At 64.6% G+C, this 22,235-nt stretch carries 20 protein-coding genes and 1 riboswitch; of the genes, 12 read left to right on the top strand and 8 right to left on the bottom strand.

The genetic code is table 11. The annotated features are described in order from the left end of the window. Positions 1-37: 37 nt before the first annotated feature. Positions 38-1,690: a lysine--tRNA ligase gene (locus tag AC3A4H_RS03810; RefSeq protein WP_487765486.1), complete on the bottom strand. Its 1,653-nt coding sequence runs from the start codon at positions 1,688-1,690 to the stop codon at positions 38-40. A gap of 236 nt (positions 1,691-1,926) precedes the next feature. Here AC3A4H_RS03810 and AC3A4H_RS03805 point away from each other — a divergent pair, with 236 nt between their 5' ends. Together AC3A4H_RS03805 and AC3A4H_RS03800 are read left to right on the top strand one after the other, a co-directional pair. Continuing rightward, complete coding sequence (locus AC3A4H_RS03805) at positions 1,927-2,340, top strand: tellurite resistance TerB family protein (RefSeq protein ID WP_487765485.1); 414 nt, start codon at positions 1,927-1,929, stop codon at positions 2,338-2,340. A gap of 24 nt (positions 2,341-2,364) precedes the next feature. Beyond that, positions 2,365-3,216, top strand: coding sequence for a sterol desaturase family protein (locus AC3A4H_RS03800; protein ID WP_487765484.1), 852 nt, complete (start codon positions 2,365-2,367; stop codon positions 3,214-3,216). On the opposite strand, the gene AC3A4H_RS03795 is transcribed toward AC3A4H_RS03800, so the two are convergent. Further along, the gene (locus AC3A4H_RS03795) at positions 3,210-4,052 is read right to left on the bottom strand and encodes an ABC transporter substrate-binding protein (protein WP_487765483.1); all 843 of its coding nucleotides are present in this window, start codon (positions 4,050-4,052) and stop codon (positions 3,210-3,212) included. The two genes, AC3A4H_RS03800 and AC3A4H_RS03795, sit on opposite strands and share 7 nt — an antisense overlap. A 358-nt stretch (positions 4,053-4,410) precedes the next feature. On the opposite strand from AC3A4H_RS03795, the gene AC3A4H_RS03790 reads away from it, so the two are divergent. Continuing rightward, entirely contained in the window at positions 4,411-6,360 is a 1,950-nt protein-coding gene (locus tag AC3A4H_RS03790; RefSeq protein ID WP_487765482.1) for a glycosyltransferase, read from the top strand. Between the two features lie 3 nt (positions 6,361-6,363). Here the strand turns inward: AC3A4H_RS03790 and ppk2 are convergent, their stop codons facing one another. Continuing rightward, entirely contained in the window at positions 6,364-7,296 is a 933-nt protein-coding gene (gene ppk2 / locus AC3A4H_RS03785) for a polyphosphate kinase 2 (protein WP_487765481.1), read from the bottom strand. Between the two features lie 91 nt (positions 7,297-7,387). On the opposite strand from ppk2, the gene AC3A4H_RS03780 reads away from it, so the two are divergent. The 3 genes from AC3A4H_RS03780 to phoU all read left to right on the top strand — a co-directional run bounded on the left by AC3A4H_RS03780 (position 7,388) and on the right by phoU (position 10,384). Continuing rightward, on the top strand, positions 7,388-8,659 hold the full coding sequence (locus AC3A4H_RS03780) for an ATP-binding protein (protein ID WP_487765480.1): 1,272 nt from the start codon (positions 7,388-7,390) through the stop codon (positions 8,657-8,659). Between the two features lie 41 nt (positions 8,660-8,700). Continuing rightward, positions 8,701-9,531, top strand: coding sequence for a class D beta-lactamase (gene blaOXA / locus AC3A4H_RS03775; protein ID WP_487765479.1), 831 nt, complete (start codon positions 8,701-8,703; stop codon positions 9,529-9,531). 133 nt (positions 9,532-9,664) lie between these two features. Beyond that, positions 9,665-10,384, top strand: coding sequence for a phosphate signaling complex protein PhoU (gene phoU, locus AC3A4H_RS03770; protein ID WP_348777944.1), 720 nt, complete (start codon positions 9,665-9,667; stop codon positions 10,382-10,384). A 309-nt stretch (positions 10,385-10,693) separates the two neighbouring features. Here the strand turns inward: phoU and AC3A4H_RS03765 are convergent, their stop codons facing one another. Then, positions 10,694-11,227, bottom strand: a complete 534-nt coding sequence (locus AC3A4H_RS03765; protein ID WP_487765478.1) for a GcrA family cell cycle regulator — start codon at positions 11,225-11,227, stop codon at positions 10,694-10,696. A 369-nt stretch (positions 11,228-11,596) separates the two neighbouring features. On the opposite strand from AC3A4H_RS03765, the gene AC3A4H_RS03760 reads away from it, so the two are divergent. The 3 genes from AC3A4H_RS03760 (at position 11,597) to AC3A4H_RS03750 (ending at position 14,874) form a co-directional block, all read left to right on the top strand. Then, entirely contained in the window at positions 11,597-12,781 is a 1,185-nt protein-coding gene (locus AC3A4H_RS03760; protein WP_487765477.1) for an acetylornithine transaminase, read from the top strand. 32 nt (positions 12,782-12,813) lie between these two features. Further along, positions 12,814-13,731, top strand: a complete 918-nt coding sequence (gene argF / locus AC3A4H_RS03755) for an ornithine carbamoyltransferase (RefSeq protein ID WP_348777947.1) — start codon at positions 12,814-12,816, stop codon at positions 13,729-13,731. 153 nt (positions 13,732-13,884) lie between these two features. Next, entirely contained in the window at positions 13,885-14,874 is a 990-nt protein-coding gene (locus AC3A4H_RS03750) for an Hsp33 family molecular chaperone (RefSeq protein ID WP_487765476.1), read from the top strand. Between the two features lie 14 nt (positions 14,875-14,888). Here AC3A4H_RS03750 and AC3A4H_RS03745 read toward each other — a convergent pair whose 3' ends face one another. After that, the gene (locus AC3A4H_RS03745; RefSeq protein WP_348777949.1) at positions 14,889-15,176 is read right to left on the bottom strand and encodes a GIY-YIG nuclease family protein; all 288 of its coding nucleotides are present in this window, start codon (positions 15,174-15,176) and stop codon (positions 14,889-14,891) included. Positions 15,177-15,432: 256 nt separating this feature from the next. After that, positions 15,433-15,825, bottom strand: a complete 393-nt coding sequence (gene apaG, locus AC3A4H_RS03740; protein WP_487765475.1) for a Co2+/Mg2+ efflux protein ApaG — start codon at positions 15,823-15,825, stop codon at positions 15,433-15,435. A 145-nt stretch (positions 15,826-15,970) separates the two neighbouring features. Here apaG and AC3A4H_RS03735 point away from each other — a divergent pair, with 145 nt between their 5' ends. Together AC3A4H_RS03735 and AC3A4H_RS03730 are read left to right on the top strand one after the other, a co-directional pair. Continuing rightward, positions 15,971-16,576, top strand: coding sequence for a CDP-alcohol phosphatidyltransferase family protein (locus AC3A4H_RS03735; protein WP_487765474.1), 606 nt, complete (start codon positions 15,971-15,973; stop codon positions 16,574-16,576). A 75-nt stretch (positions 16,577-16,651) separates the two neighbouring features. Further along, positions 16,652-17,257, top strand: a complete 606-nt coding sequence (locus AC3A4H_RS03730) for a DUF922 domain-containing Zn-dependent protease (protein WP_487765473.1) — start codon at positions 16,652-16,654, stop codon at positions 17,255-17,257. 388 nt (positions 17,258-17,645) lie between these two features. On the opposite strand, the gene AC3A4H_RS03725 is transcribed toward AC3A4H_RS03730, so the two are convergent. Then, complete coding sequence (locus tag AC3A4H_RS03725) at positions 17,646-18,836, bottom strand: O-succinylhomoserine sulfhydrylase (protein WP_487765472.1); 1,191 nt, start codon at positions 18,834-18,836, stop codon at positions 17,646-17,648. A gap of 44 nt (positions 18,837-18,880) precedes the next feature. Beyond that, a riboswitch (SAM riboswitch) is annotated at positions 18,881-18,957 on the bottom strand. Between the two features lie 78 nt (positions 18,958-19,035). Here AC3A4H_RS03725 and AC3A4H_RS03720 point away from each other — a divergent pair. Continuing rightward, positions 19,036-20,127: a 2'-deoxycytidine 5'-triphosphate deaminase gene (locus AC3A4H_RS03720; protein WP_487765889.1), complete on the top strand. Its 1,092-nt coding sequence runs from the start codon at positions 19,036-19,038 to the stop codon at positions 20,125-20,127. A 38-nt stretch (positions 20,128-20,165) separates the two neighbouring features. Here AC3A4H_RS03720 and AC3A4H_RS03715 read toward each other — a convergent pair whose 3' ends face one another. Next, positions 20,166-22,112 (bottom strand): polysaccharide biosynthesis protein, encoded by a 1,947-nt coding sequence (locus AC3A4H_RS03715; protein WP_487765471.1) that lies wholly within the window; start codon positions 22,110-22,112, stop codon positions 20,166-20,168. Positions 22,113-22,235 lie beyond the last annotated feature (123 nt).

The following is a 22,235-nucleotide window of genomic DNA, read 5'->3' as shown; positions in this document are numbered from 1 at the left end:
CGGACGGGTCGCAGCCCGTCCGGCAGGGTTCCCTGCTCTATGCCGCCAACCGGCCTTCCAGCGCCTTGGCAATCAGCTCGCGCGTCTCCGGAATGCCGTAGAGGGCGGCAAACGAGCCGAAGCGCGGGCCGCGCTCCTGGCCGATCAGCACCTGGTAGATCATCTGGAAGAAGGCGACGGACACGCCGGGGCCGCCTTCCGGGCTCTGCTTGGTGTGATCCTGGTAGCGCTCGATCTTGCGGGCGACGTTGAGCGCGGCGTTCTGAATCGCCTCGCCGTCGGCGTCGGCCGGCAGGGCGGCCAGTGCTTGCGAAAGCTTCGCCAGCGCCTCGCGCTCCTCTTCGTCGGGCGCGCGGTGGGATTTCGTCGGCTTCACGAAGTCGTCGAAGTAGCGGACCGCATAGTCCGCCAGCTTGTCGAGTTCGGGATGCGTGGCCGGCGTGACGCCCGGCACATGGCGCGAGATGAAGCCCCACAGCACGTCCTTGTTCTGCGCGTTGGAGGCGCTGACGAGGTTGAGCAGCATCGAGAACGGCACCGGCAGGTCGATGGCCGGCGGGTTGCCGCCATGCATGTGCCAGACCGGGTTGCCCAGCCGGTTCTTCCAGTCCTGTTTCGGATAGGCCGACAGGAAGCTGTAATATTCGTCAACCGCCTTGGGGATGACGTCGAAATAGAGCTTCTTGGCCTGCCGCGGCCGCTGGAACATGTAGAGCCCCAAGCTTTCGGTCGTCGCATAGGTCAGCCACTCGTCGATGGTCAGGCCGTTGCCCTTCGACTTGGAGATCTTCTGGCCGTTCTCATCCAGGAACAGCTCGTAGACGAAGTGCTCCGGCGCGCGCCCTCCCAGGATCTCGCAAATGCGGTCGTAGATCGCCGCATTGGTCTGGTGGTCCTTGCCGAACATCTCGAAATCGACGCCGAGGGCTGCCCAGCGCATGCCGAAATCCGGCTTCCACTGCAGCTTCACATTGCCGCCCTTCACCGACAGCGTGGTTTCGGTGCCGTCCTCATCCTCGAAGGTGATGGTGCCGGCCTTGGCGTCCACATGCTTCATGGGCACGTAGAGCACGCGGCCGCTCTTGGGCGAAATCGGCAGGAAGGGGCTGTAGGTCGCCTGGCGCTCCTCGCCCAGCGTCGGCAGCATCACCGCCATGATCTCGTCATAGCGTTCGGCCGCGCGCAGCAGCATGTCGTCGAAGCGGCCCGACTTGTAGTACTGCGTCGCGCTGGCGAATTCGTAGTCGAAGCCGAAGGTGTCGAGGAAGCGGCACAGCATTGCATTGTTGTGGTCCGCGAAGCTCGCATAGTCGCCGCCGAACGGGTTCGGCACCGACGACAGCGGCACGTGCAGATAGGGCTCGAGCGCGGCCCGGTCCGGCACGCTGTCGGGGATCTTGCGCATGCCGTCCATGTCGTCGGAGAAGCACAGCAGCTTGGTGGCGACCTTGCCCTCGGTCAGCACATGGAAAGCGTGGCGCACCATGGTCGTGCGCGCCACCTCGCCGAAGGTGCCGATATGCGGCAGGCCGGACGGGCCGTAGCCGGTCTCGAACAGCACCGTTTTGGGGAACTCGCGACCTTTATAGCGCGCGATGATCTTGCGCGCCTCCTCGAACGGCCAGGCTTTGCTTTCGGCGGCCGCCGCGAGGATTTCGGGGTTGAGATCTATAGTGGCTGATCCCGTCATGTCGCTGTTCCTGCATCGGTGTGCCGGCGCTTGCTCGCCGGCGCAGCATGTGTGTGGAGGCTTGGTCAACTCGCTCGCCGGGGCGGATGGCTATATATCAGGCGTCCGAGAGCGAAGTTTGCACACGGTGTCTAAGCGGGACGGTCGAGGGCGTCAACGATAACCGGCATTTTTCCTTGCGGCGCAAGCCTGGGATTCCTACCTTCCGCCCATCACAATCCGAGGACCGCCCCGAAATGTCGAAGCCCACCGCCCAGGAAGCCCTGATCTACCTGATGGTCATCACCTCGGCCGCAGACCGAGACATGACCGACCTGGAGCTTGCCCGCATCGGCGATGTGGTGCGCAGCTGGCCGGTCTTCGCCGATTTCGACGAGAACAGGCTGATCAACACCGCGCAGGATTGCCAGAAGCTGCTGCAGGAGCCCGCCGGGCTCGAAGGCGTGCTGGCGCTCGCGGCCAAGGCCATTCCGCCCCGCCTGCACGACACGGCCTACGCCGCCGCGCTCGAGGTCGCGACGGTCGACCTGGAGATGCGGCTGGAGGAGGTGCGCGTGCTGCAACTCTTGCGCCGCCACCTCGCAATCGACACACCTACCGTCACCGCGGTCGAGCGCGCGGCCAAAGCACGCCACCGCATGCTTACTTGAGGCGAGGATCAGCAGGGTGGCGCCATGAACGATCTCATCCCTTCAGAGCTTGCCGCCCGCTCGATAGCCTTCCTGGCGATCTTCCTCGGCATGGCCCTGTTCGAGCTCTGGTCGCCGCGGCTGGAGCGTGCAGAAATGAGGGGCGCGCTCAAGTCCCGCCGCTGGTTCACCAACCTGTCGATGGTGCTCATCTCCTCGCTGGTGCTGCGGGTGGTGTTTCCGGCCGCTGCCGTCGGGACTGCCGCCTGGGCGCAGGCCCAAGGCTGGGGCCTGCTGCGCCTTGCGGGTATCAATCCGTGGCTCGGCGGCGTCATCGCCTTCGTCGTGCTCGACTTCGCAGTCTGGCTGGAGCACGTCGCCAGCCACAAGGTGCCGGTCCTGTGGCGCATCCATCGCATGCACCATGCCGACACCGGCATCGACGTAACCACCGGGCTGCGCTTTCACCCATTGGAAATCCTTCTGTCGATGTTCTGGAAGGCGGGGGTGGTGGTGGCGCTGGGGCCGCCCGTTCTGGCGGTGCTGGTGTTCGAGATCGTGCTGAACGGCAGCTCGATGTTCAACCACTCCAATGTGCGCATCGCCCCCCGCGTCGACCGCTGGCTGCGGCGGGTGATCGTCACGCCAGACATGCATCGCGTGCACCACTCGGCCGAACGCCGGGAGACGGATTCCAACTACGGCTTCAACTTCCCGTTCTGGGACCGCCTATTCGGCACCTATATCTTCGCCCCGAAGCTCGGGCATGATGGCATGGTCGTCGGGCTCGAAGAATGGCGCGGCGGCGAGTCCGCCCGGCTCGGCTGGTCGCTGCTGCTGCCATTTCGGCCGGTCCGGCGGCGATGGGTGGGCAGCCAGATCCGCAAGCCTCAGTAAAAACTCACCGGAAAATACCGCAGGTAGAGCTCGGCGAAGGTGCCCTTCACCGAAATCGCATGCAGCGCATAGTTGAGCGCGTCGGCCAGCTCCGGCTTGTCCGCCTTCACGGCGATGGCAAGGCCGGTGCCGAGATATTCCGGCGCCAGGTAGGGCCCGCCGGCGAAACGGCAGCAGTCCGCTGCGTCGGAGCCGGCCAGCCAGAAACCCAGGCGCATGCCATCTCCGAAGGCGCCGGCGATCTTGCCTTGCTTCAGGTCGGCATACAGCGCTTCCTGCTTCGGATAGGTCTCAACCTTCACGTCGGGAAAATAGTCGCGCAGCATCCGCTCATGTGCCGACCCGGCCACAACGCCGATCTGCTTGCCCTTCAATTTGCTGTAGAGCGGTTCGCCGAGCACGCCCGCCTTGGGCATCACGAAACGTGCGGGGAACTGCAGGTAAGGCCGCGAGAATGCATATTTGGCGCGCGTTTCCTGCGTCACCGCAATGCCGGCTATGATCGCCTCGCCGTCGCCCTTCTGCAGCGCGCCGTCCAGCTCGCCCCAGGGCAGCGCTTGGATCTGGCATTTTGCGGCCATGTCCAGTTCGGCGCATATGGCGCGCGCAAGGTCTACGTGCAGGCCCGACAGCCTGCCGCCGGAATCGATGAAGTTGAACGGCGGAAAGTCGGTCGTCGTCAGGAAGCGCAGGCGGCCCAGCGCGGAAAGATCCGGCTTGGGCAGTCGTTCCTTGGTATCCCACAGCAGCGGCACCTGCGGTTGTTCGGCACGCGCCTGCGCGACCGCCGCAGCCAGGCCACAAAGCACGACGATGAGGAAGGCGCGAAACTTCACCAAAAACTCTCGGCTGAACGGAACTGAAGGCGGCTACGGTCCGCTATTCATTAGCGCCAATACGCGGCGATTCCCACCCCGGTGCCTGAAATGGCGATCGCGGTATTCTAAATCCTGGGTTGTCCATATTCGTGAATGCCATCAAGGGTAGGTGGCTTATCCATCCGTGCCGTGCATAGCTGCGCCGGGGCATTGTCAGCATGACCAGCAACATGGGGTGTTGCCGTGGGCGAGCGTAATCACATGCCAATCCGGCTTCGGTCGGTGTCTGTTCCTGCCGGCTTGCCGCTGTCGCAAGCCGTCCCTTCGTCGCCTCTCGCTTCCGCAGTTCTCGTGGGTTTTCGACGGGCGGCTTGCCATGGCTTTCCTTGACGCCGAAGAAAGCAGTCATCGTTCAAGCGGACAGCAACTCGTTCGCGGGCAGGACACCCGGCGAGGTTCGCCGGACGCGACGCTCCTGGCGCTGTCCTTTTCCGAACATGCCGAATGGCAGCCCCTGCTCACCCGCATCGGTGTGTCGGCCGAGAAGGCGCTTCACATCGCCGTTCAGGCCAGGGTGAACGGAACCGACTTCCAGTCCGAACTGCTGGCCTCGGGCGTGGTCGACGAGACCGCCTTTTCCCGCGCCATGGCGCAGGAAGTCGGCCTGGCCTTCGTAGACTACGTAGATCCCGAGCGGCTGATCATGCGTGCGAAGGATTGCATTGCCTTGCTGCGCAGTCGGGGCAAGCATCATCCGGTCAAGTATGAGGACGCCAGCGGCATCTCGTTCCTCATCGCACCGGAACGCATCCGCATCGGCGAGTTTCGCGAATTGCTGGCGCGCTATCCGGGCGCGCGAACGCGGCTCAAGATGACGAGCAGGGGCGCGTTGCGCCGGGCGGCGCTTGCGCGTGCGCGGCCCCGGCTCGTCCGCAAGGCCGCGCTCAGCCTGTTCGAGGCCTATCCCGAATTTTCCGCCCGCATCGTTGCCAATGCGTGGCAAGGTGCGGCCTGGGGCGCGGCGATCGCCGGTTTGCTGGCGGCCGCTACCCTGATGCCGGACATGGTTCCCGGCCTGCTTCATGGCATCCTGTCGCTGTTTTTTCTCGCCTGCATCTGTATTCGTTTTGCGGCCCTGCCAACGGCGGCGCCGCCGCAACCTGAGAGCCTGGAGCCGACCGTCGCCAGCGAGCTGCCGGTCTATACCGTGCTCGTCGCTCTCTACGACGAGGCGGCGATGGTACCGGGCCTGATCGCGGCGCTGGAGCGCATAGTCTGGCCGAAAAGCAAGCTGGAGATAAAGCTGGTCTGCGAGGCCGACGATCACGCCACGCTGTCTGTCATCCGCGCCTGCGCGCTGCCGCCCTACATGGAGGTCATCGAAACGCCGCAGGGCGGTCCTCGCACCAAGCCCAAGGCGCTCGCCTATGCGCTGCCCGTCACCAGCGGCGATTTCGTCGTGCTCTTCGACGCCGAGGATCACCCCCATCCCTATCAGCTTCTGCAGGCCTGGCAGCGCTTCCGCACCGCGGGCGAGGAGGTCGTGTGCCTGCAGGCGCCGCTCGAGATTTCGAACCGCGACAATTCCTTCCTGTCGCGAATGTTCTTCTTCGAATACGCCGCGCTCTTTCGCGGCCTGCTGCCATGGCTGGCCCGGCGCCATCTCGTCCTGCCGCTCGGCGGCACCTCCAATCATTTCCGTCGGCAAGCGCTGCAGCTACTCGGCGGCTGGGACCCGCACAACGTCACCGAGGATGCCGACCTCGGCCTGCGGCTGGCGCGCTTCGGCTACCGGGCCGAAACGATCTTGTGTCCCACGCTTGAGGACGCGCCCGAGGAGTTTCGCGTCTGGCTGCCGCAGCGCACGCGATGGTTCAAGGGCTGGATGCAGACCTGGCTGGTGCACATGCGCAATCCGGCCCGTCTTGGCCGCGATCTCGGCTTCGGATCTTTCCTGGTTGCCCAGACGCTCTTTGCCGGCATGATCATCTCGGCCACCGCCCATCCATTCCTGCTTACCGCGGCGGCGGAGACGCTTTGGGACCTGGCGGTGGGCAATCCGCTCAGCCTCTTGCAGTCGGTTCTGTTGCCGATCGACGTGGTCAATATCGCCGGCGCCTATCTGTCCTTCCTGCTCCTGGGCCGTCGCACGCTGCGCAAGCACGAGCGCAAGGGCCTGTGGAAGGTCGTGCTCTTCACGCCCGTCTACTGGATGATGATCTCGCTCGCCGCATGGCGGTCGCTGTGGCAATTGTGGCTGCGACCCCATCACTGGGAAAAGACGGCGCACCGAAGGGCGGTTTCGCCCACGGGCGCCGACACGTGACGCTCAGTGTGATTTCTTCAGGAACTTCGGGCCGTTGCCGATGATCATGTCCTCGGTCTTGCCGATGGCCTCCATGTCGCGGCCTTCATAGGGCAGGCTGGCCAGGATATGTCGTATCACGGCCAGGCGCGCACGGCGCTTGTCGTTCGCGCGCACGATCGTCCACGGCGCGTGCTCGGTGTGGGTGAATTCCAGCATCAGGTCGCGCATCTGGGTGTAATCGTCCCACTTGGTCATGCCGGCCACGTCCATGGCCGAGAACTTCCAGTTGGTCAGCGGGCTGTGGCGCCTGTCGTGGAAGCGCTTGAGCTGCATCTCCTGGCCGATGTTCAGCCAGAACTTGAACAGATGGATGCCTTCGCGCACGATCTGCTTTTCGAAGCGCGGCGTCTCTTCCAGAAAGTGCCGGTGCTGCTGCGCCGTGCAGAAGCCCATCACCGGCTCAACGCCGGCACGGTTGTACCAGGAGCGGTCGAAGGTCACGAACTCGCCGGCGGTGGGGAAGTGAGCCACGTAGCGCTGATAGTACCATTGGCCGCGCTCCGTCTCGGTCGGCTTGGTCAGCGCCACGTTGCGGGCGGTGCGCGGGTTCATGAATTCGTGCAGCACCTTGATCGTGCCGCCCTTGCCGGCGGCGTCGCGGCCTTCGAACAGCGCCAGCACGCGCTCGCCGCTCGCCTGCATCCAGGCCTGCAGCTTCACCAGCTCGATCTGCAGCCGCTGCAGCGTGTCCGCATATTCCACCAGCGGCAACTTGTGATCGTAGGGATAATCGCCCGAGCCGAGGGCCTTCTTGGCCACCCAGTCCGGCAGCTTGGGGTCGTCGATGTCGAAGCTGCGCTCCACGCCATCGACCCTTATCGTCATCGGGCCGCGGTCGAGCCCTGCTTCGGCTTGCGCGCCGGGGGCGGCGCCGGCGTCCTTGGCATTTTTCATCGCGACAAACCTTTTCAGCCCCGCAACTCATGCTATTGGGTGCCGTAGGAGTGGTCCAGAACCAATCAGGAGCCTTGTTGCGGAAAATCGCATGAGCGATGCTGTCAAAGACAATTGGCGCCGCCGCGCGGTCCGGCTTTTCGCGCATCGGTTTCGCCAGAACCGCTGGATGCTCGCCGCCGGCGTGGCGGCCGTGCTTGCCATTCACGCAGTTGGCGGGGGCGTCGTGGCGATGGCTGCCGTCGTCGCGCTGTTCGTCATCGCCGGCCTTGCGCCCAGCCGCACGGCCGACCAGCGCCGGGTGGAGGCGGCCGAGGTGGCCAACCGCAGCGGCTCGATCGGCCTGTCGGGCGAAAATCTCGCCGCCGCCGTCGCCGATCCGCTGATCGTCTTCGACGGAGCCGGCGCGGTCGTCCACGCCAATGCCGCCGCAACCGTCGCGTTCGGCGCGCTGCCGCCGGGCATCCTCCTGCTGCTGAAGTTCCGCGCGCCCGAAATGCAGGAGATGATACAGGCCGTGCTGTTCGGCCAGGCCGCCTCCCGCGTCATTGACTACAGCGAGCGCCTGCCCATCGAACGCGCCTTCCGCGTCACCGCATCGGCGGTGGGCCGCGGCACCGGGCTCTACGTCCTGGTATTCAGGGACCAGAGCGAGGCGCGCCGCATCGACCGCATGCGCGCCGACTTCATCGCCAATGCCAGCCACGAGTTGCGCACGCCGCTGGCTTCCATCGCCGGCTTTGTCGAGACCCTGCGCGGCCCCGCCCGCGACGATGCGGCGGCACGGGACCAGTTCCTGCAGATCATGCAGAAGCAGACCGCGCGCATGTCGCGCCTCATCGATGACCTGCTGTCGCTGTCGCGCCTCGAAATGAAGCCCCATCTCGAGCCCGGCGAACGGATAGACCTGCGCGCGGTTCTGGAAAACGTCATCGTCTCCCTCAGCCCCGTGGCGCAGGATGCCGGCCTGGTCATCGAGCGCGCCTTTCCGGAAGAGCACCTTGAAGTGCTGGGCGCGCGCGACGAACTGTTCCAGGTTTTCGAGAACCTGCTGGAAAACGCCTGCAAATATGGCCAATCGGGCGGTCGCGTCGTTGTCTCCATGGCCGGGCCGGAGGCCAGCGACGAAGGGGAGATAACGGTCACCGTGCGCGATTTCGGCCCCGGCATCCCCGAAGAGCACATTCCCCGGGTCACCGAGCGCTTCTACCGCATCGACAGCGGCGCCGGCAACGCGCAGAAGGGCACCGGGCTCGGGCTTGCCATCGTCAAGCACATCCTCACCCGCCATGAGGCCCGGCTGACGATCCGCTCCAGCCCCGGGGAGGGCGCCGCGTTTACCGTTCATTTCCCGGCCGCGTGATAGCGCTTCGACGCCGGGGGGGCGCGAACGAGGAAAACTCAATGATCCTGCCCAGACCAAGACTGGTGCTCGGGCTGCTCGCTGTCGCGAGCCTGCTCAGCGTCTCGCTACCGGCTACCGCCGCACAGAAGGGCAAGGCCCCTGAGTGCACCGTCATATTGGATGCCGCGTCCGGCAAGACGCTGCATCGCGAGGGCAACTGCGGCGAGCGCTTCAATCCGTTCTCGACCTTCAAGCTTCCGCTGGCGCTCATCGGCTACGATGCCGGCATCCTCGAGGACGAGCACACGCCGGCCTGGGACTATCGACCCGAATTCAACGCGGTGAAGCGCGATCACAAGACTGTGGACCCCGTCATCTGGGAAAGGGATTCCGTCCTGTGGTTCTCACGCGAGATCACCCGCCATCTCGGCGAGAAGCGTTTCGCCGGTTACATCTCTAAACTTGGATACGGCAACGCCGATGTGTCGGGCGATCCGGGCAAGAACAACGGCCTCACCGATTCCTGGCTGCTATCCTCGCTGAAGATCTCGCCAGACGAGCAGGCCGAGTTTGTCCGGCGCATGCTTGCCCGCGAGCTTGCCGTGTCGGACAAGGCCTACGCGATGACCGACGCCATCATCCCCCGGTTCGAAGCCGGGGACGGCTGGGTCGTGCGCGGCAAGACGGGAACCGGCTGGCTTCGCGGCAAGGACGGCAAGGGAGACAGGAACCGCCCGCTGGGCTGGTTTGTCGGCTGGGCCGAAGGGCAGGGTCGCCGCGTCGTCTTCGCCCGCATGCAGGTCGGCATGGGCAAGTCCAGCTCTCCCAAGGGGCCCATGCTCCGGGCACAGTTCCTGGAGGAATTGCCGCGGTTGATGAAGCGACCCTGAGCGGCAGCCCGAATATTGCGCCGTCTCACCATTTGAGCTGCCGGAGCTTTCTTTTATCCGTCATGCGACTAGCCTATGATTGTTTGATTCAGGATCGCGTTTTCCTGGCAGGCTTTTGAAGAGAGACTCCTTCATGCAGTCGCATCACACCGTCCGCGCCTATGACGACGAGCTGAAATTTCTCACACGCAAGATCGCGGCGATGGGCGGCCATGCCGAGCGCCTTGTCGACCAGGCGGTCGCAGCGCTTGTAAATGCCGACGTCGCGCTGGCCCGCAGGGTCATCGCCGACGACGCCATTCTTGACGACGCGCAGCGCGAGATCGACGACAAGTCGATCCTCATCATCGCCAGGCGCCAGCCGGTGGCGGCGGACCTGCGCGAGATCATCGGCGCCATCCGCATTGCCGCCGACCTGGAGAGGGTGGGGGACCTCGGCAAGAACCTGGCCAAGCGCGTGGTGGCGGTGGCTGAAGGGCGCCAGCCCGTCAGCCTGTTCCGGGGCCTGCAGGCGCTGGCCGAGCTTGCGCTGACCCAGCTCAAGCAGGTGCTCGACGTCTACGCCTCGCGTTCGGTCGAGCGCATCGAATTCGTCCGCGACCGCGACAACCAGATCGACGCCATGTACACCTCGCTGTTCCGCGAGTTGCTCACCTACATGATGGAGGATCCGCGCAACATCACGCCCTGCACGCATCTGCTGTTCTGCGCCAAGAACATCGAGCGCATCGGCGACCATGCCACCAATATCGCCGAAACCATCTACTACGTGGTCACCGGCGACCAGATGCCGGCCGACCGCCCCAAGCAGGACAAGAGCCATCGCATAACGCTGCCTGTGGAGCACAGGTAGCGTTCGACCGCACGCCTTATCCGCCGCTGCCGTAATCGCAAAGCTTTTTGCCCCCTCTAGCGTGCGTCGGCGCTCGTCGGCGCAGTGCCTTACCCCCGTCGTCCTCCGGCCGGAGCACGAGCGAAGCGAAGTGCGGAGGTTCCGGGGACCCAGGCCTCGGACTTGCAGCCGGCAGTCAGGCGGGGATTGTCCACGCCTCACCGGAGAAGCGCCCGTGTCGCCGTGTCTTGTATCGGCGGCCCAGCCCGGCCCCAAACAAAAACGCCGGGCTTTGAGCCCGGCGTAGCATGCAGCCTGGAAGCCGGCGCCTTAGCGCGCGCGGCGGCGCTCGGCGGCGGGCTGGAACGCGATCTTGGCGTGGTACTTGCAATAGGGGCCGGTTTCGCCGGACTCGTTGCCGCAGAAGTGGAATTCTTCCGTCAGCGGGTCGCCGTTCGGCCATTTGCAGGTGCGCTCGGTAAGCTGGATCAGCTGCAGCCGGCGCGAGATCGGCACCACCACGTCCTCGGTCGGGCGCAGATACTGGCGGGCCACCGGCTCGGCGTCGAACTGGGCCTGCAGCGCGGTCGCGCCGATCGAAGGCGTCAGGATGCGGGGCTGCGCGGGCGCTGGGGCGGCCGCCGGGCGGGCCGGGGCCTTCACGGTGGTGGCCGGCTGGACAGCCTTCTTCTGGCGCGCAGGGGCGGCGGTGGCGCGGCCGCGGCTGGAGAGCTTCAGCCTGTGCACCTTGCCGATCACCGCGTTGCGGCTGACGCCGCCGAGTTGCGCGGCGATCTGGCTGGCACTGAGACCTTCGGCCCATAATTTTCGGAGGGTTTCGACCCGTTCGTCAGTCCAGTTCATGAGAACGTGCTCCTACAGCAGTGCGCGACTCGGAATCCATCAGCGTCCCGACCATGGTCAGGACGACACCACATATGCTCGGGTGATTGGGTTGCCGCACCAAATCTAGTTATTGCTGGCTCGCAAATTACCTTATCGGTAGACTCGGTGACAAGAGTCTGTTCTGCCACAAGAATCGGTTTTTTGGGTTTTCCCCAACTTGCCTGCCGCTGACACGGGTCTCGGCCATGGTCTGGCCCAGTGTATTTTCGGGGCTCTTGCGTGGAGGTGCGCAGTTTTCATTGACTTCCTGGTCTAAAAAGAAATATGCCTCCTAAAGGCCGCCAATTGGGCGGCTTTTTGGTTTTTCGGCACCCGGAGACGCAAATAATGAGCGGTTCGGCGCTTTACGAGACTTTCGCACGCGCACCCCTGGCATTCGAAAGGGGCGAAGGCTCCTGGCTTATCACGCAGGACGGCGAGCGATATCTCGATTTTGCCGGCGGCATCGCCGTCAATTCGCTCGGCCATGGCCATCCGAAGCTGGTGGCGGCGCTCACCGAGCAGGCCGGCAAGCTCTGGCACACCTCCAACCTCTACGAAATCCCCGGCCAGACGCGGCTGGGTGAGCGGCTGGCCGCTGCCACCTTCGCCGACAAGGTGTTCTTCACCAATTCGGGCGCCGAGGCGCTGGAATGCGCCATCAAGACCGCGCGCCGCTACCAGTATGTGAACGGCCATCCGGAGAAGTTCCGCACAATCACCTTCGAGGGCGCCTTCCACGGCCGCACCCTGGCGACCATCGCCGCCGGCGGCCAGCAGAAGTATCTGGAAGGCTTCGGCCCCAAGGTCGACGGCTTCGACCAAGTGCCCTTCGGCGACATGGAAGCGCTTGAAAAGGCGATCACGCCGGAGACGGCCGCGATCATGATCGAGCCGGTGCAGGGCGAGGGCGGCATCCGCGAGGTGCCGGCGGCACTTTTGAAGCGCCTGCGCGAACTGTGCGACCAGCATGGCCTGCTCCTGATCTTCGACGAGGTGCAGAGCGGCATCGGGCGCACCGGCAAGCTGTTCGCCTATGAATGGTCGGGCGTCGCGCCCGACATCATGGCCATTGCCAAGGGCATCGGCGGCGGCTTCCCCGTGGGCGCCTGTCTGGCCACCGAGGCTGCGGCTTCCGGCATGACCGCCGGCGTGCACGGCACCACCTTCGGCGGCAATCCGCTGGCCATGGCGGTGGGCAACGCCGTGCTCGACGTGGTGCTGGAAGACGGCTTCCTCGACGACGTCAGCCGCAAGGCGCTGGTGATCAAGCAGGGCCTGGCGGCAATAGCCGACGAGTTCCCGGACGTCATCGAAGGCGTGCGCGGCTCCGGCCTCATGCTCGGCCTGAAGTGCAAGCTGCCCAACACCAAGGTCAACGCCGCCCTGCGCGACGAAAAGCTGCTGGCGGTGCCCGCCGGCGACAATGTCGTGCGCCTGCTGCCGCCTCTCACCGTCTCCGACGACGAGATCCGCGCCGCCCTGGACCGCATCCACGCGGCCGCCAAGGGCCTGTCCGCAGCCGCCGCATAGGGCATATACGAAACAGCCTTCAGGGGTTCGACATGACAGGTGGTATCCGCCACTTCACCGACCTTTCCACCGTCTCCGCAGACACGCTGCGCGGCATCCTCGACGATGCGGTCGCGCGCAAGGGGCGCCTGAAAGCCGGCGAGCGTTCGCGACCTCTCGACGGCAAGGTTCTGGCGATGATCTTCGACAAGCCGTCGACGCGCACTCGCGTGTCGTTCGACGTCGGCATGCGCCAGCTCGGCGGCGAGACCATCATGCTCACCGGCACCGAGATGCAGCTCGGCCGTTCCGAGACGATCGCCGACACCGCCAAGGTGCTGTCGCGCTATGTCGACGCGATCATGATCCGCACCACCTCGCATGAGCGGCTGGTCGAGCTCACCGAGAACGCCACCGTTCCGGTCATCAACGGCCTCACCGACGACACCCACCCCTGCCAGATCATGGCCGACGTGATGACCTTCGAAGAGCATCGCGGCCCCGTCGCCGGCAAGACCTTCGCCTGGGTGGGCGATGGCAACAACGTGCTGCATTCGCTGATGCAGGCCTCGGCCCGCTTCAGCTTCAATCTCAACATCGCCGTGCCGGAAGGCAGCGAGCCGATGCAGGACTTCATCGAGTGGTCGCGCGAGAACGGCGCCACGCTGAAGTTTACGCGCAGCGCCGAGGAGGCCGTCGAGGGCGTCGATTGCGTCGTCACCGACTGCTGGGTCTCGATGGGCCAGGAGCATCGCGCCCGCGGGCACAATGTCTTCCTGCCCTATCAGGTCAACGAGGCGCTGATGAAGCGCGCCAAGTCCGACGCGCTGTTCATGCACTGCCTGCCCGCCCATCGCGGCGAGGAAGTCACCGACGAGGTCATCGACGGGCCGAATTCGGTCGTCTTCGACGAGGCCGAAAACCGCCTGCACGCCCAGAAGGCGGTGCTGGCCTGGTGCCTGGGCGCCTGATCCGTTCCGTCCGCGCGGGCGGTTTTGCAGCTCAGAAGCTTGATCCGGCGCGTGGCGATGCCTATTTGCCCCGGATCATACCCGCTTTGATGTCTGAACCAGCGGCTCCGGCGCTTCGTCCCGCCGGCAGGCCGCCACAAGGAATTGGATCCATTGGCTGATAAAGAACTCAAGCTCGGCGAATTCGGCGTGGCCGGCGACGATAATGTCGTGCCCTTCGAGGTCGGCCCGCTCGACGTGCGCGGCCGCATCGTGCAGCTCGGGCCCCTGCTTGACCAGATTCTCGCCCGTCACGAGTACCCCGAGCCCGTCGCGCGCCTTCTGGCCGAGGCGGTGGTGGTGACCGTGCTGCTCGGCACTTCGCTGAAGTTCGAGGGCAAGTTCATCCTGCAGACCCGCACCGACGGGCCCGTCGACATGCTGGTGGCGGATTTCGCCACGCCGCATTCGGTGCGCGCCTATGCCCGCTTTGACAATGAGCGGCTGGAAAGGCTGATGGCGGCTGGCGAAAGCTCGCCCGAAACGCTGCTGGGCAACGGCGTGCTGGCGCTCACGGTCGACCAGGGTCCGCACACCCAGCGCTACCAGGGCATCGTCCAGCTCGACGGCATCACGCTGGAGGAAGCGGCCAAGACCTATTTCCGCCAGTCCGAGCAGATCCCAACCGACGTCCGGCTTGCCGTGGGCAAGCAGGTCGTGCCGGGCGCGGGTGGCCGCGAATACTGGCGCGCCGGCGGCCTCCTGGCGCAGTTCCTGCCCAAGGCGCCCGAGCGCATGCGCGCGCCCGACATCCATGGCGGCGACGGCGACACCGACCTGTCGCCGCGCGAGGTCGCCGACAATTCCTGGCAGGAACTGCTGGCGCTGTCGGCCACTGTCGAGCCGACCGAACTGCTCGACCCGACCGTCGGCTCCGAAAGACTGCTCTACCGCCTGTTCAACGAGCACGGCGTGCGCGTGTTCGACAGCGTCGAGGTGCTCGACCAGTGCTCCTGTTCGCGCGAGAAGGTGCGCGGCATTCTCGGCGGTTTTTCAGCCGAGGAGATCGCCGACAGCGTGGAAGACGGCCTCATCCGCGTGAACTGCGAATTCTGCTCGAAGAAATACGAGTTCGAGCCGGACGAGTTCACCGAAGCGGTTTGATCTGTCCTCCGGCCTCACCAGCCGGAACCCCGCAGGAGTTCGTTCCAGTCGGGGTTGGAAGCTTCTATCAATTCGATCTTCCACTGACGCAGCCAGCGCTTGAGTGACTTCTCGCGCTGGATCGCGTCGCGGATGTCGAAATGTTCCTCGTACCACACCAGCCGATGCACGCCGTACCGCGCCGTGAAGCGCGATCCCTTGCCCTCCTTGTGCTCCGGGATGCGGCGGCCAAGGTCGTTGGTCACGCCAATATAGATCGTGCCGCGTTTCTGGCTGGCTGTCATGTACACATAGCCCGTCATGGCCGCACGGTAGCGGATCGGTCCAAGGACGCAATCCTGCATGTTTGATTGATGCGTTCCGGCATGGATCCTCGGGTCAAGCCCGAGGATGACGAAGGCAGAGGCGTCTCTGCAAGGCACCTACCGGCGAAAGTTGGCAGTGACATTTTTCGGTTCGTCATCCTCGGGCTTGACCCGAGGATCCATGCCGTAATCTCGCGGCAACGCACCGTTGCTGTCAGAAAGCGCTCACGCACGCCGACGCATTACCGCCGCGTCAGTTCACCGTGTGGGCCGTTCCAGGCAGATCCAGTGAAAAGGCCGGAATCTCCACGTCGAACAACTCGTCGCGTTCGTTGCGCATGGTGTAGCGCCCCACCATGATGCCCGAGGGCGTGGTGAGCGGGCAGCCGGACATGTATTGGTAGCTGTCGCCGGGGTTCAGCTCCGGCTGTTCGCCGACGACGCCCGAGCCGCGCACTTCCTCCACCCGGCCGCTCTCGTCGGTGATCTGCCAGTAGCGCGACAGCAACTGCACGAATTCGTCCGACTGGTTGGCAATGGTCACCCGATAGCCCCAGACATAGCGGCTTTCCGCGGGGTTTGAGCGTTCCTCGAGATAGAACGGCTCCACGCTCACCTCGATGTTGCGCGTTACGGCGCGGTACATGGCAGTCGCACTCCTAAGTTCCCGAAAGAATCCGCCCTGAGCGGCAGACGGTCAACGGCTTTGGTTCATCTTCCTCGTGATTGTGATTTCCCCATGGCGGCAATTGGCGTCTATTGGGCGCAATGACGCAGCAGGGGGTAGGCGGATGCTGGACGGTTGGGCGCGCAAGCGCATCGACCCGGTGCTGGATGCAGGCGGGGTCCTTCTGGCGAGGGCCGGGGTATCGGCCGATGCGGTGACGTTCGTCGCCTTTGGCGTCGGGCTCCTGGCTGCTGCGGCGATTGCCAAGGGCTGGTTCCTCACCGGGCTTGCGCTGCTGCTTGCCAGCCGGTTGGGCGACGGGCTGGATGGCGCGGTGGCGCGTGTAAACGGCCGCACCGATCGCGGCGGCTATCTCGATATCGTGCTCGACTTCGCCTTCTATGGCGCCATTCCGCTCGGTTTCGTGCTGGCCGATCCTGCGGCCAATGCGGTTGCCGGCGCAGTGCTGCTGCTTTCCTTCTACGTCAACGGGTCCACCTTCCTTGCCTATGCAGTCATGGCCGAACGGCGCAAGCTGCCGGGCAAGCCGCGGGGCGAGAAGTCGCTGTTCTTCACGGCGGGCCTCGCCGAAGCCACCGAGACGCTGGCGGTCTTCACTGCCTTCTGCCTGTTCCCGGGCTGGTTTCCGGCCATTGCCTATGCCTTTGCCGCGCTCAGCTTCTACACCGCGCTGTCGCGGATAGTGCTGGCGGCGCGCACATTTCGATGAAGGCCTCATGCCGCATTGCAAGCCGCACCTGCCGCGCCTAGCTTCCGCGCGCATCGAAACTCCCGGGGGATTCGCGTGAACACGGCAGTCCGAATTTGCCTGCTGGCGGCCTTCGCCTTGTCGCTGCCCGTCGTCGCCCACGCCGAGTGGCAGGCGGTCGAGAAGGTCGAGACCTACGCCGTGTCGGGCAAGACGGGCGCCGAGCTCTACGCCTCGATCGGCGAGCGTGGCCCGAAGGTGGGCAGCCTTGGCGTCCGCACAATCGCCCACACCAATTTCAAGCTTACCTGGTCGCGCAAATACGAGCCGCAGAAGGACGGCGCCTGCACGCTGGTTTCAGCGGGGCCCAACCTCACCATCACCTACCTGCTGCCCCGGCCGAACGGGAAACTGCCGCCCGCCATCCGCGCGAACTGGGAAGCGTTCTATGCAGGGGTTGAGGCGCATGAGCGGGTGCATGGCGACCACATCAAGGACATGGTGAAAGAAATCGAGCAGCTGAGCATCGGCTTTTCCGTTCCCGACGATGCCGGTTGCAGCAAGGTCCGCGAAGAGCTGACGAAGCGCCTGGCGGAAATCTCGCTGGCGCAGCGCCAGCGCAGCCGCGACTTCGACCGCGTCGAGCTCAGCGACGGCGGCAACGTCCACCAGCTCATCCTTGCATTGGTGAATGGCGGATAGGCCGCAGGCGTGGCCCCAATCCCGTCATCTTCGGGCCGGAGCCGGCGATTGGCGCCGGTCGCCCCCCTCGTTATCCTCGGGCTGGAGCACGAGCGACAACGGCCAGACGCGAAGGCGGGCGTGGCGATGAATAGGTGCGAGCCTCGATCCACGAGGTGGGATGACGCGCAAGGCGATCGCGTATGTCACGGCTTACCCCCACTCCGCCTCGCTTCGCTCGGCACCTCTCCCCCTCAAAAGGGGAGAGGAAGGGAGCCAGCGTCGCGGACGGCGTTTCCTCTCCCCCGTCGAGCGGGGGAGAGGTGGTTTGCGCAGCAAACCGGAGTGGGGGTCGAACTCAATGTGCTCTGCCCTCAAGGGGAGGGAGGGCGCCGCGCCGCTTGGGGCTTTACGCCGCTGCCTTCAGTGCGCCGTCGATGTCCTTCAGAAGGTCGTCGATATCCTCCAGCCCCAGCGAAAGGCGCAGTGTGCCGTCGCCGATGCCGAGTTCGGCGCGCGCCTCGTCGGTCAGGTTCTTGTGCGTGGTGGTGGCCGGATGGGTGATCAGGCTCTTGGAGTCGCCGAGATTGTTGGAGATCAACACAATGTCGAGCGCGTTCTCGAAGGCGAAGGCCGACTTCTTGCCGCCCTTGAGATCAAAGCAGATCAGCGTCGAGCCGCCCGACATCTGCTTCTTGATGATGTCGGCCTGCGGGTGGTCGGCGCGGCCGGGATAGATCACGCGCGCCACCCCCGGCCGCCCGGCCAGGAAATCGGCGATCTTGGCCGCGCTTTCAGTCTGCTGGCGCACGCGCAGCGGCAGCGTCTCCAGCCCCTTCAGCAGCGTCCAGGCGTTGAACGGCGACAGGCTCGGGCCGGTGTGGCGGAAATAGTCCTGCAGGTTCTCGTCGATCCACTGCTTGTCGGACAGGATGACGCCGCCCAGGCAGCGGCCCTGGCCGTCGATATGCTTGGTGGCCGAATAGACGACGATATGCGCACCCAGCTCCAGCGGCTTCTGCATCAGCGGCGTGGCGAAGACGTTGTCGACGATGAGGCGGGCGTTGATCGAATTGGCCAGTGCAGCCACGGCGGCGATGTCCACCACCTCCAGCGTCGGGTTGGTCGGGCTTTCGAGGAAGAACACCTTTGTGTTGGGACGCACCGCCTTTTCCCAGTTGGCGATCTCGCGGCCGTCCACCAGCGTCGCCTCGATGCCGTACCGAGGCGCCAGCGTCTCCACCACCCAGCGACAGGAGCCGAACAGCGCGCGCGCAGCCACGATATGGTCGCCGGCCTTGAGGCTGCACAGGATAGCCGCTGTCACCGCAGCCATGCCCGAGGCCAGCGCGCGGGCGTCCTCGGCGCCTTCCAGCGCGCACATGCGCTTTTCGAACATGTCGACGGTCGGATTGGCGTAGCGCGAGTAGATGAAGCCCGGCGCCTCGCCCTTGAAGCGCGCCTCCGCCGCCTCGGCGGTGTCGTAGACATAGCCCTGGGTCAGGAACATCGCCTCGGCGGTTTCGCCGAATCCGGAGCGCAGCACTCCAGAATGGACGAGTTGGGTTGCAGGCTTCCAGTCGCGCTTGTTTTTTGTCATAGCCTTGATCCAAACACAAAAAAACCGGCCGCGAAGAGTCGCATGCCGGTGCACGAGCGGCCCTTTAGCGACTTGTTTAACGTGGCTGCAAGCCGACCGGCAAATCACCACGGGGATAAAGCCCATTTAGACCTCGTGCCGGCTTGCGTCAATGATCTACATCATTAAACGTCCTTCGATCATTTCAGCGGAGCAGGCATTGGCGAAGGCAGGCATTCTTCCGGATCAGGAGATCTCGGCACTCTTCCAGTCGGGAGCACTGGTTTCCGCTCGCCCGCTCGACACCGACCAGATCCAGCCGGCCAGCCTCGACCTGCGCCTGGGCGAAAAGGCCTACCGCGTGCGTGCGAGCTTCCTGCCGGGCCCCGGCCACAAGGTTGCCGAGAAGCTTGACCGGATCAAGCTGCACGAGATCGACCTGACGCAGGGCGCCGTGCTGGAAACCGGTTGCGTCTACATCGTGCCGCTGCTGGAAAGCCTCTCGCTGCCTCAGGCGATCTCGGCTTCGGCCAATCCGAAGAGCTCGACCGGCCGCCTCGACATTTTCACTCGCGTCATGACCGATCACGGCCAGGAGTTCGACAAGATCGCGGCCGGCTACTCCGGGCCGCTCTATCTGGAAGTCAGCCCGCGCACCTTCCCGATCATCGCGCGCACCGGCTCGCGCCTGTCGCAGATACGCTTCCGTATTGGCAACGCGTTGCTGACCGAGGCCGAGCTTCACGAATTGCATCAGGCGGAAACGCTGGTCGCCTCCGAGACGCCCAACATTTCTGGCGGCGGCATCGCGCTGTCCATCGATCTCCAGGGCGACAAGGACGGCCTGATCGGCTACCGCGCCAAGCATCACACCGGGCTGATCGACGTCGACAAGCGCGCGGCGCAGGACCTGCACGATTTCTGGGAACCGCTCTACCGGCGCGGCGCGGGCGAGCTGGTACTCGACCCTGACGAGTTCTACATCCTCGTCAGCCGCGAGGCGGTACATGTGCCGCCAGGCCATGCGGCCGAGATGACGCCTTTCGACCCGCTGGTCGGCGAATTCCGCGTCCACTATGCCGGCTTCTTTGATCCCGGCTTTGGCCATTCCGCCGCCGGCGGCACCGGAAGCCGTGCGGTGCTGGAAGTGCGCAGCCACGAGGTGCCGTTCATTCTCGAGCACGGCCAGATTGTCGGCCGTCTCGTCTATGAGCACATGCTGTCGCGGCCGAACGCGCTCTACGGAACGGATCTCGGGTCGAACTATCAGGCGCAGGGCCTGAAGCTTTCCAAGCATTTTCGCACCGCCTGAAACGGGCGGTCGCGCTGCCCGTTGAAGCTGAAGGCGGGTCAATTAAGTTCCGAGGTGTCCGCCTCGAGGACCTCGATCGAGGAGGGCCTGGCTGCCCGGTATTCGGGCACCAGGTGCGACAGGAGCTCGATTACCCTGTCGGCATCTTCGCGCGCCGCCGCAGCCTCCAGGCTGGCAAAAGTGCGGTGCAGCAGCGTCTTGTCGATCACGCGCGGCGAGGCGATCACATAGCCTTCGTCGGTCTTGGCGTCCCGCACTTCCGAGGGATCGAACAGTTCCTCGTAGAGCTTTTCTCCGGGGCGAAGCCCGACGAAGGAGATTTCGATGTCGGCATGCGGCCTGAAGCCTGCGAGCCGGATCATGCGTTCCGCCAACTCCACGATGCGGACGGGCTTGCCCATGTCCAGCACCATGATCCTGCCGCGCTCGCCTCGATGCCGTAGCGCGTGCGCCGATGCATGCAAGACCAGGCGCACCGCCTCGGGAATGGTCATGAAGAAGCGCACGATGTTCGGATGCGTGACCGTCACCGGGCCGCCGGCGGCGATCTGCTCCTGGAAGCGGGGCACGACAGAGCCATTCGAGCCCAGCACATTGCCGAACCGCACGGTCTTGAAACGTGTGGAGGCCAAACTCACGTCCAGGGCCTGGCAATAGGCCTCCGCGGCGCGTTTCGTCGCTCCCATCACGCTCGTCGGGTTCACCGCCTTGTCGGTGGAGATCATGATGAAGGCTTTGGCATCGTTGGCCAGCGCCGCGTCGGCCACGTTGCGGGTGCCGAGAATGTTCGTCTTGACGCCTTCGATCGGGTTGTCCTCGACCAGCGGAACATGCTTGAGCGCGGCCGCATGAAATACGACATCCGGCCGGTAGATGCGGAAAATGTCGTTGACCCGGGTTGCGTCGCGCACATTTACGAACCGGGTGACGATCGGCAGCTTCGGATAGGTTTTGCGCAGCTGATTGTCGATCGTGTAGAGATGAAACTCCGAACTGTCGGTGACGATCAGCAGCCCCGGATTGGAGGTGGCGATCTGCCGGCACAGTTCCGAGCCGATCGAGCCGCCGGCACCGGTAACCAGCACCACGCGCCCATTGATCAGGTGGGCTATGCTTTCCGTGTCTGGCGCCACCTCGGGGCGTCCAAGCAGGTCTTCCAGTTCGATAGGCTTAGGTTCCGCAAGAAGGCTGCTGGTGACAGACAAGGTCGCCGTCATGTCGGGAATTCTGGTCACCTTCAGGCCTGAGCCTGTGGCCACTTCGAGGATCTCGTTCAGTCGCTGCCGGCTCGGCTGCTGCTCCGTGACGACCAGTTCAGAAATCTTCAAGCCGCCGCGTTCGACGCGTTTGACATAATTTTCCATGTCGGCCAGCGCCCCGACGACCTTGACGCCGTGCACCATGCGCGAGCGGTTGCGCGGGTCGTCATCGAAGATCGCGACCACCGACAGATTGCTGGCGCTGCTGCGCCTGGTGCTGCGGATGAAACTCTCGGCGCTGTTCGAAAGCCCGAGAAGCACGACCTTGCGGTTCCTGTTCGCCCAGTTCGATCCGAAGAAGCCCGCCTTCCAGTTGCCCTCCATCGCCAGCCGGTAAACGACTCGCGTGGCGGACATGCCGGCTATCAGGAAAAGAGCCGACAGCACGGGAACGCTGCGCGGCATATTTACGCCGCGCGAGAGCAGGAAAGCTCCCATCGTGTAGACGCCGACTGCGACCACCGTCGCCTTCGTCAAGGCGCCCAGTTCCGAAAGCGACACGTAGCGCCAGGAGCCTTTCTGCACATTGAAAATGAAAAAGCAGGCAGCGCAGACGGCAGTGAACGAGGCCGTCTTTTCCCACATGCCGGGCACATGGGGCAGACGGATGTGCCCATACGCGCACAGATAGGCTGAGAAGAACGCGCCCGCGGCGATTGCCAGGTCAAGCGCGATACTTCCGAGCCGCCAGAGATTGATTCTGCGCGCGCCGAAAAGCGAAATCATTCCAGTTTGTGTCCCCGAAGCGTTTGACGCCTCATTAAGGCCTTGAATATAAAGCCTCGGACCTCCCAATAACACAAAGGCGCCCAAATTGGCGATAGGGCCACAGAAATGCCTTCGTTAATT

This window comes from Pseudaminobacter sp. Soil_N_29 (genome assembly GCF_057656055.1).
This window is presented reverse-complemented; position numbering and strand designations above follow the sequence as displayed.

What these genes read in the sequence shown, in the direction of transcription:
- AC3A4H_RS03735 (WP_487765474.1), top strand. Translation starts at nt 15,971, where the DNA reads ATGCTGGACGGTTGGGCGCGCAAGCGCATCGACCCGGTGCTGGATGCA.
- AC3A4H_RS03745 (WP_348777949.1), bottom strand. Translation starts at nt 15,176, where the DNA reads ATGACGGGCTATGTGTACATGACAGCCAGCCAGAAACGCGGCACGATC.
- apaG (WP_487765475.1), bottom strand. Translation starts at nt 15,825, where the DNA reads ATGTACCGCGCCGTAACGCGCAACATCGAGGTGAGCGTGGAGCCGTTC.
- AC3A4H_RS03810 (WP_487765486.1), bottom strand. Translation starts at nt 1,690, where the DNA reads ATGACGGGATCAGCCACTATAGATCTCAACCCCGAAATCCTCGCGGCG.
- AC3A4H_RS03760 (WP_487765477.1), top strand. Translation starts at nt 11,597, where the DNA reads ATGAGCGGTTCGGCGCTTTACGAGACTTTCGCACGCGCACCCCTGGCA.
- ppk2 (WP_487765481.1), bottom strand. Translation starts at nt 7,296, where the DNA reads ATGAAAAATGCCAAGGACGCCGGCGCCGCCCCCGGCGCGCAAGCCGAA.
- AC3A4H_RS03800 (WP_487765484.1), top strand. Translation starts at nt 2,365, where the DNA reads ATGAACGATCTCATCCCTTCAGAGCTTGCCGCCCGCTCGATAGCCTTC.
- AC3A4H_RS03790 (WP_487765482.1), top strand. Translation starts at nt 4,411, where the DNA reads ATGGCTTTCCTTGACGCCGAAGAAAGCAGTCATCGTTCAAGCGGACAG.
- AC3A4H_RS03780 (WP_487765480.1), top strand. Translation starts at nt 7,388, where the DNA reads ATGAGCGATGCTGTCAAAGACAATTGGCGCCGCCGCGCGGTCCGGCTT.
- AC3A4H_RS03765 (WP_487765478.1), bottom strand. Translation starts at nt 11,227, where the DNA reads ATGAACTGGACTGACGAACGGGTCGAAACCCTCCGAAAATTATGGGCC.
- blaOXA (WP_487765479.1), top strand. Translation starts at nt 8,701, where the DNA reads ATGATCCTGCCCAGACCAAGACTGGTGCTCGGGCTGCTCGCTGTCGCG.
- argF (WP_348777947.1), top strand. Translation starts at nt 12,814, where the DNA reads ATGACAGGTGGTATCCGCCACTTCACCGACCTTTCCACCGTCTCCGCA.
- AC3A4H_RS03805 (WP_487765485.1), top strand. Translation starts at nt 1,927, where the DNA reads ATGTCGAAGCCCACCGCCCAGGAAGCCCTGATCTACCTGATGGTCATC.
- phoU (WP_348777944.1), top strand. Translation starts at nt 9,665, where the DNA reads ATGCAGTCGCATCACACCGTCCGCGCCTATGACGACGAGCTGAAATTT.
- AC3A4H_RS03725 (WP_487765472.1), bottom strand. Translation starts at nt 18,836, where the DNA reads ATGACAAAAAACAAGCGCGACTGGAAGCCTGCAACCCAACTCGTCCAT.
- AC3A4H_RS03715 (WP_487765471.1), bottom strand. Translation starts at nt 22,112, where the DNA reads ATGATTTCGCTTTTCGGCGCGCGCAGAATCAATCTCTGGCGGCTCGGA.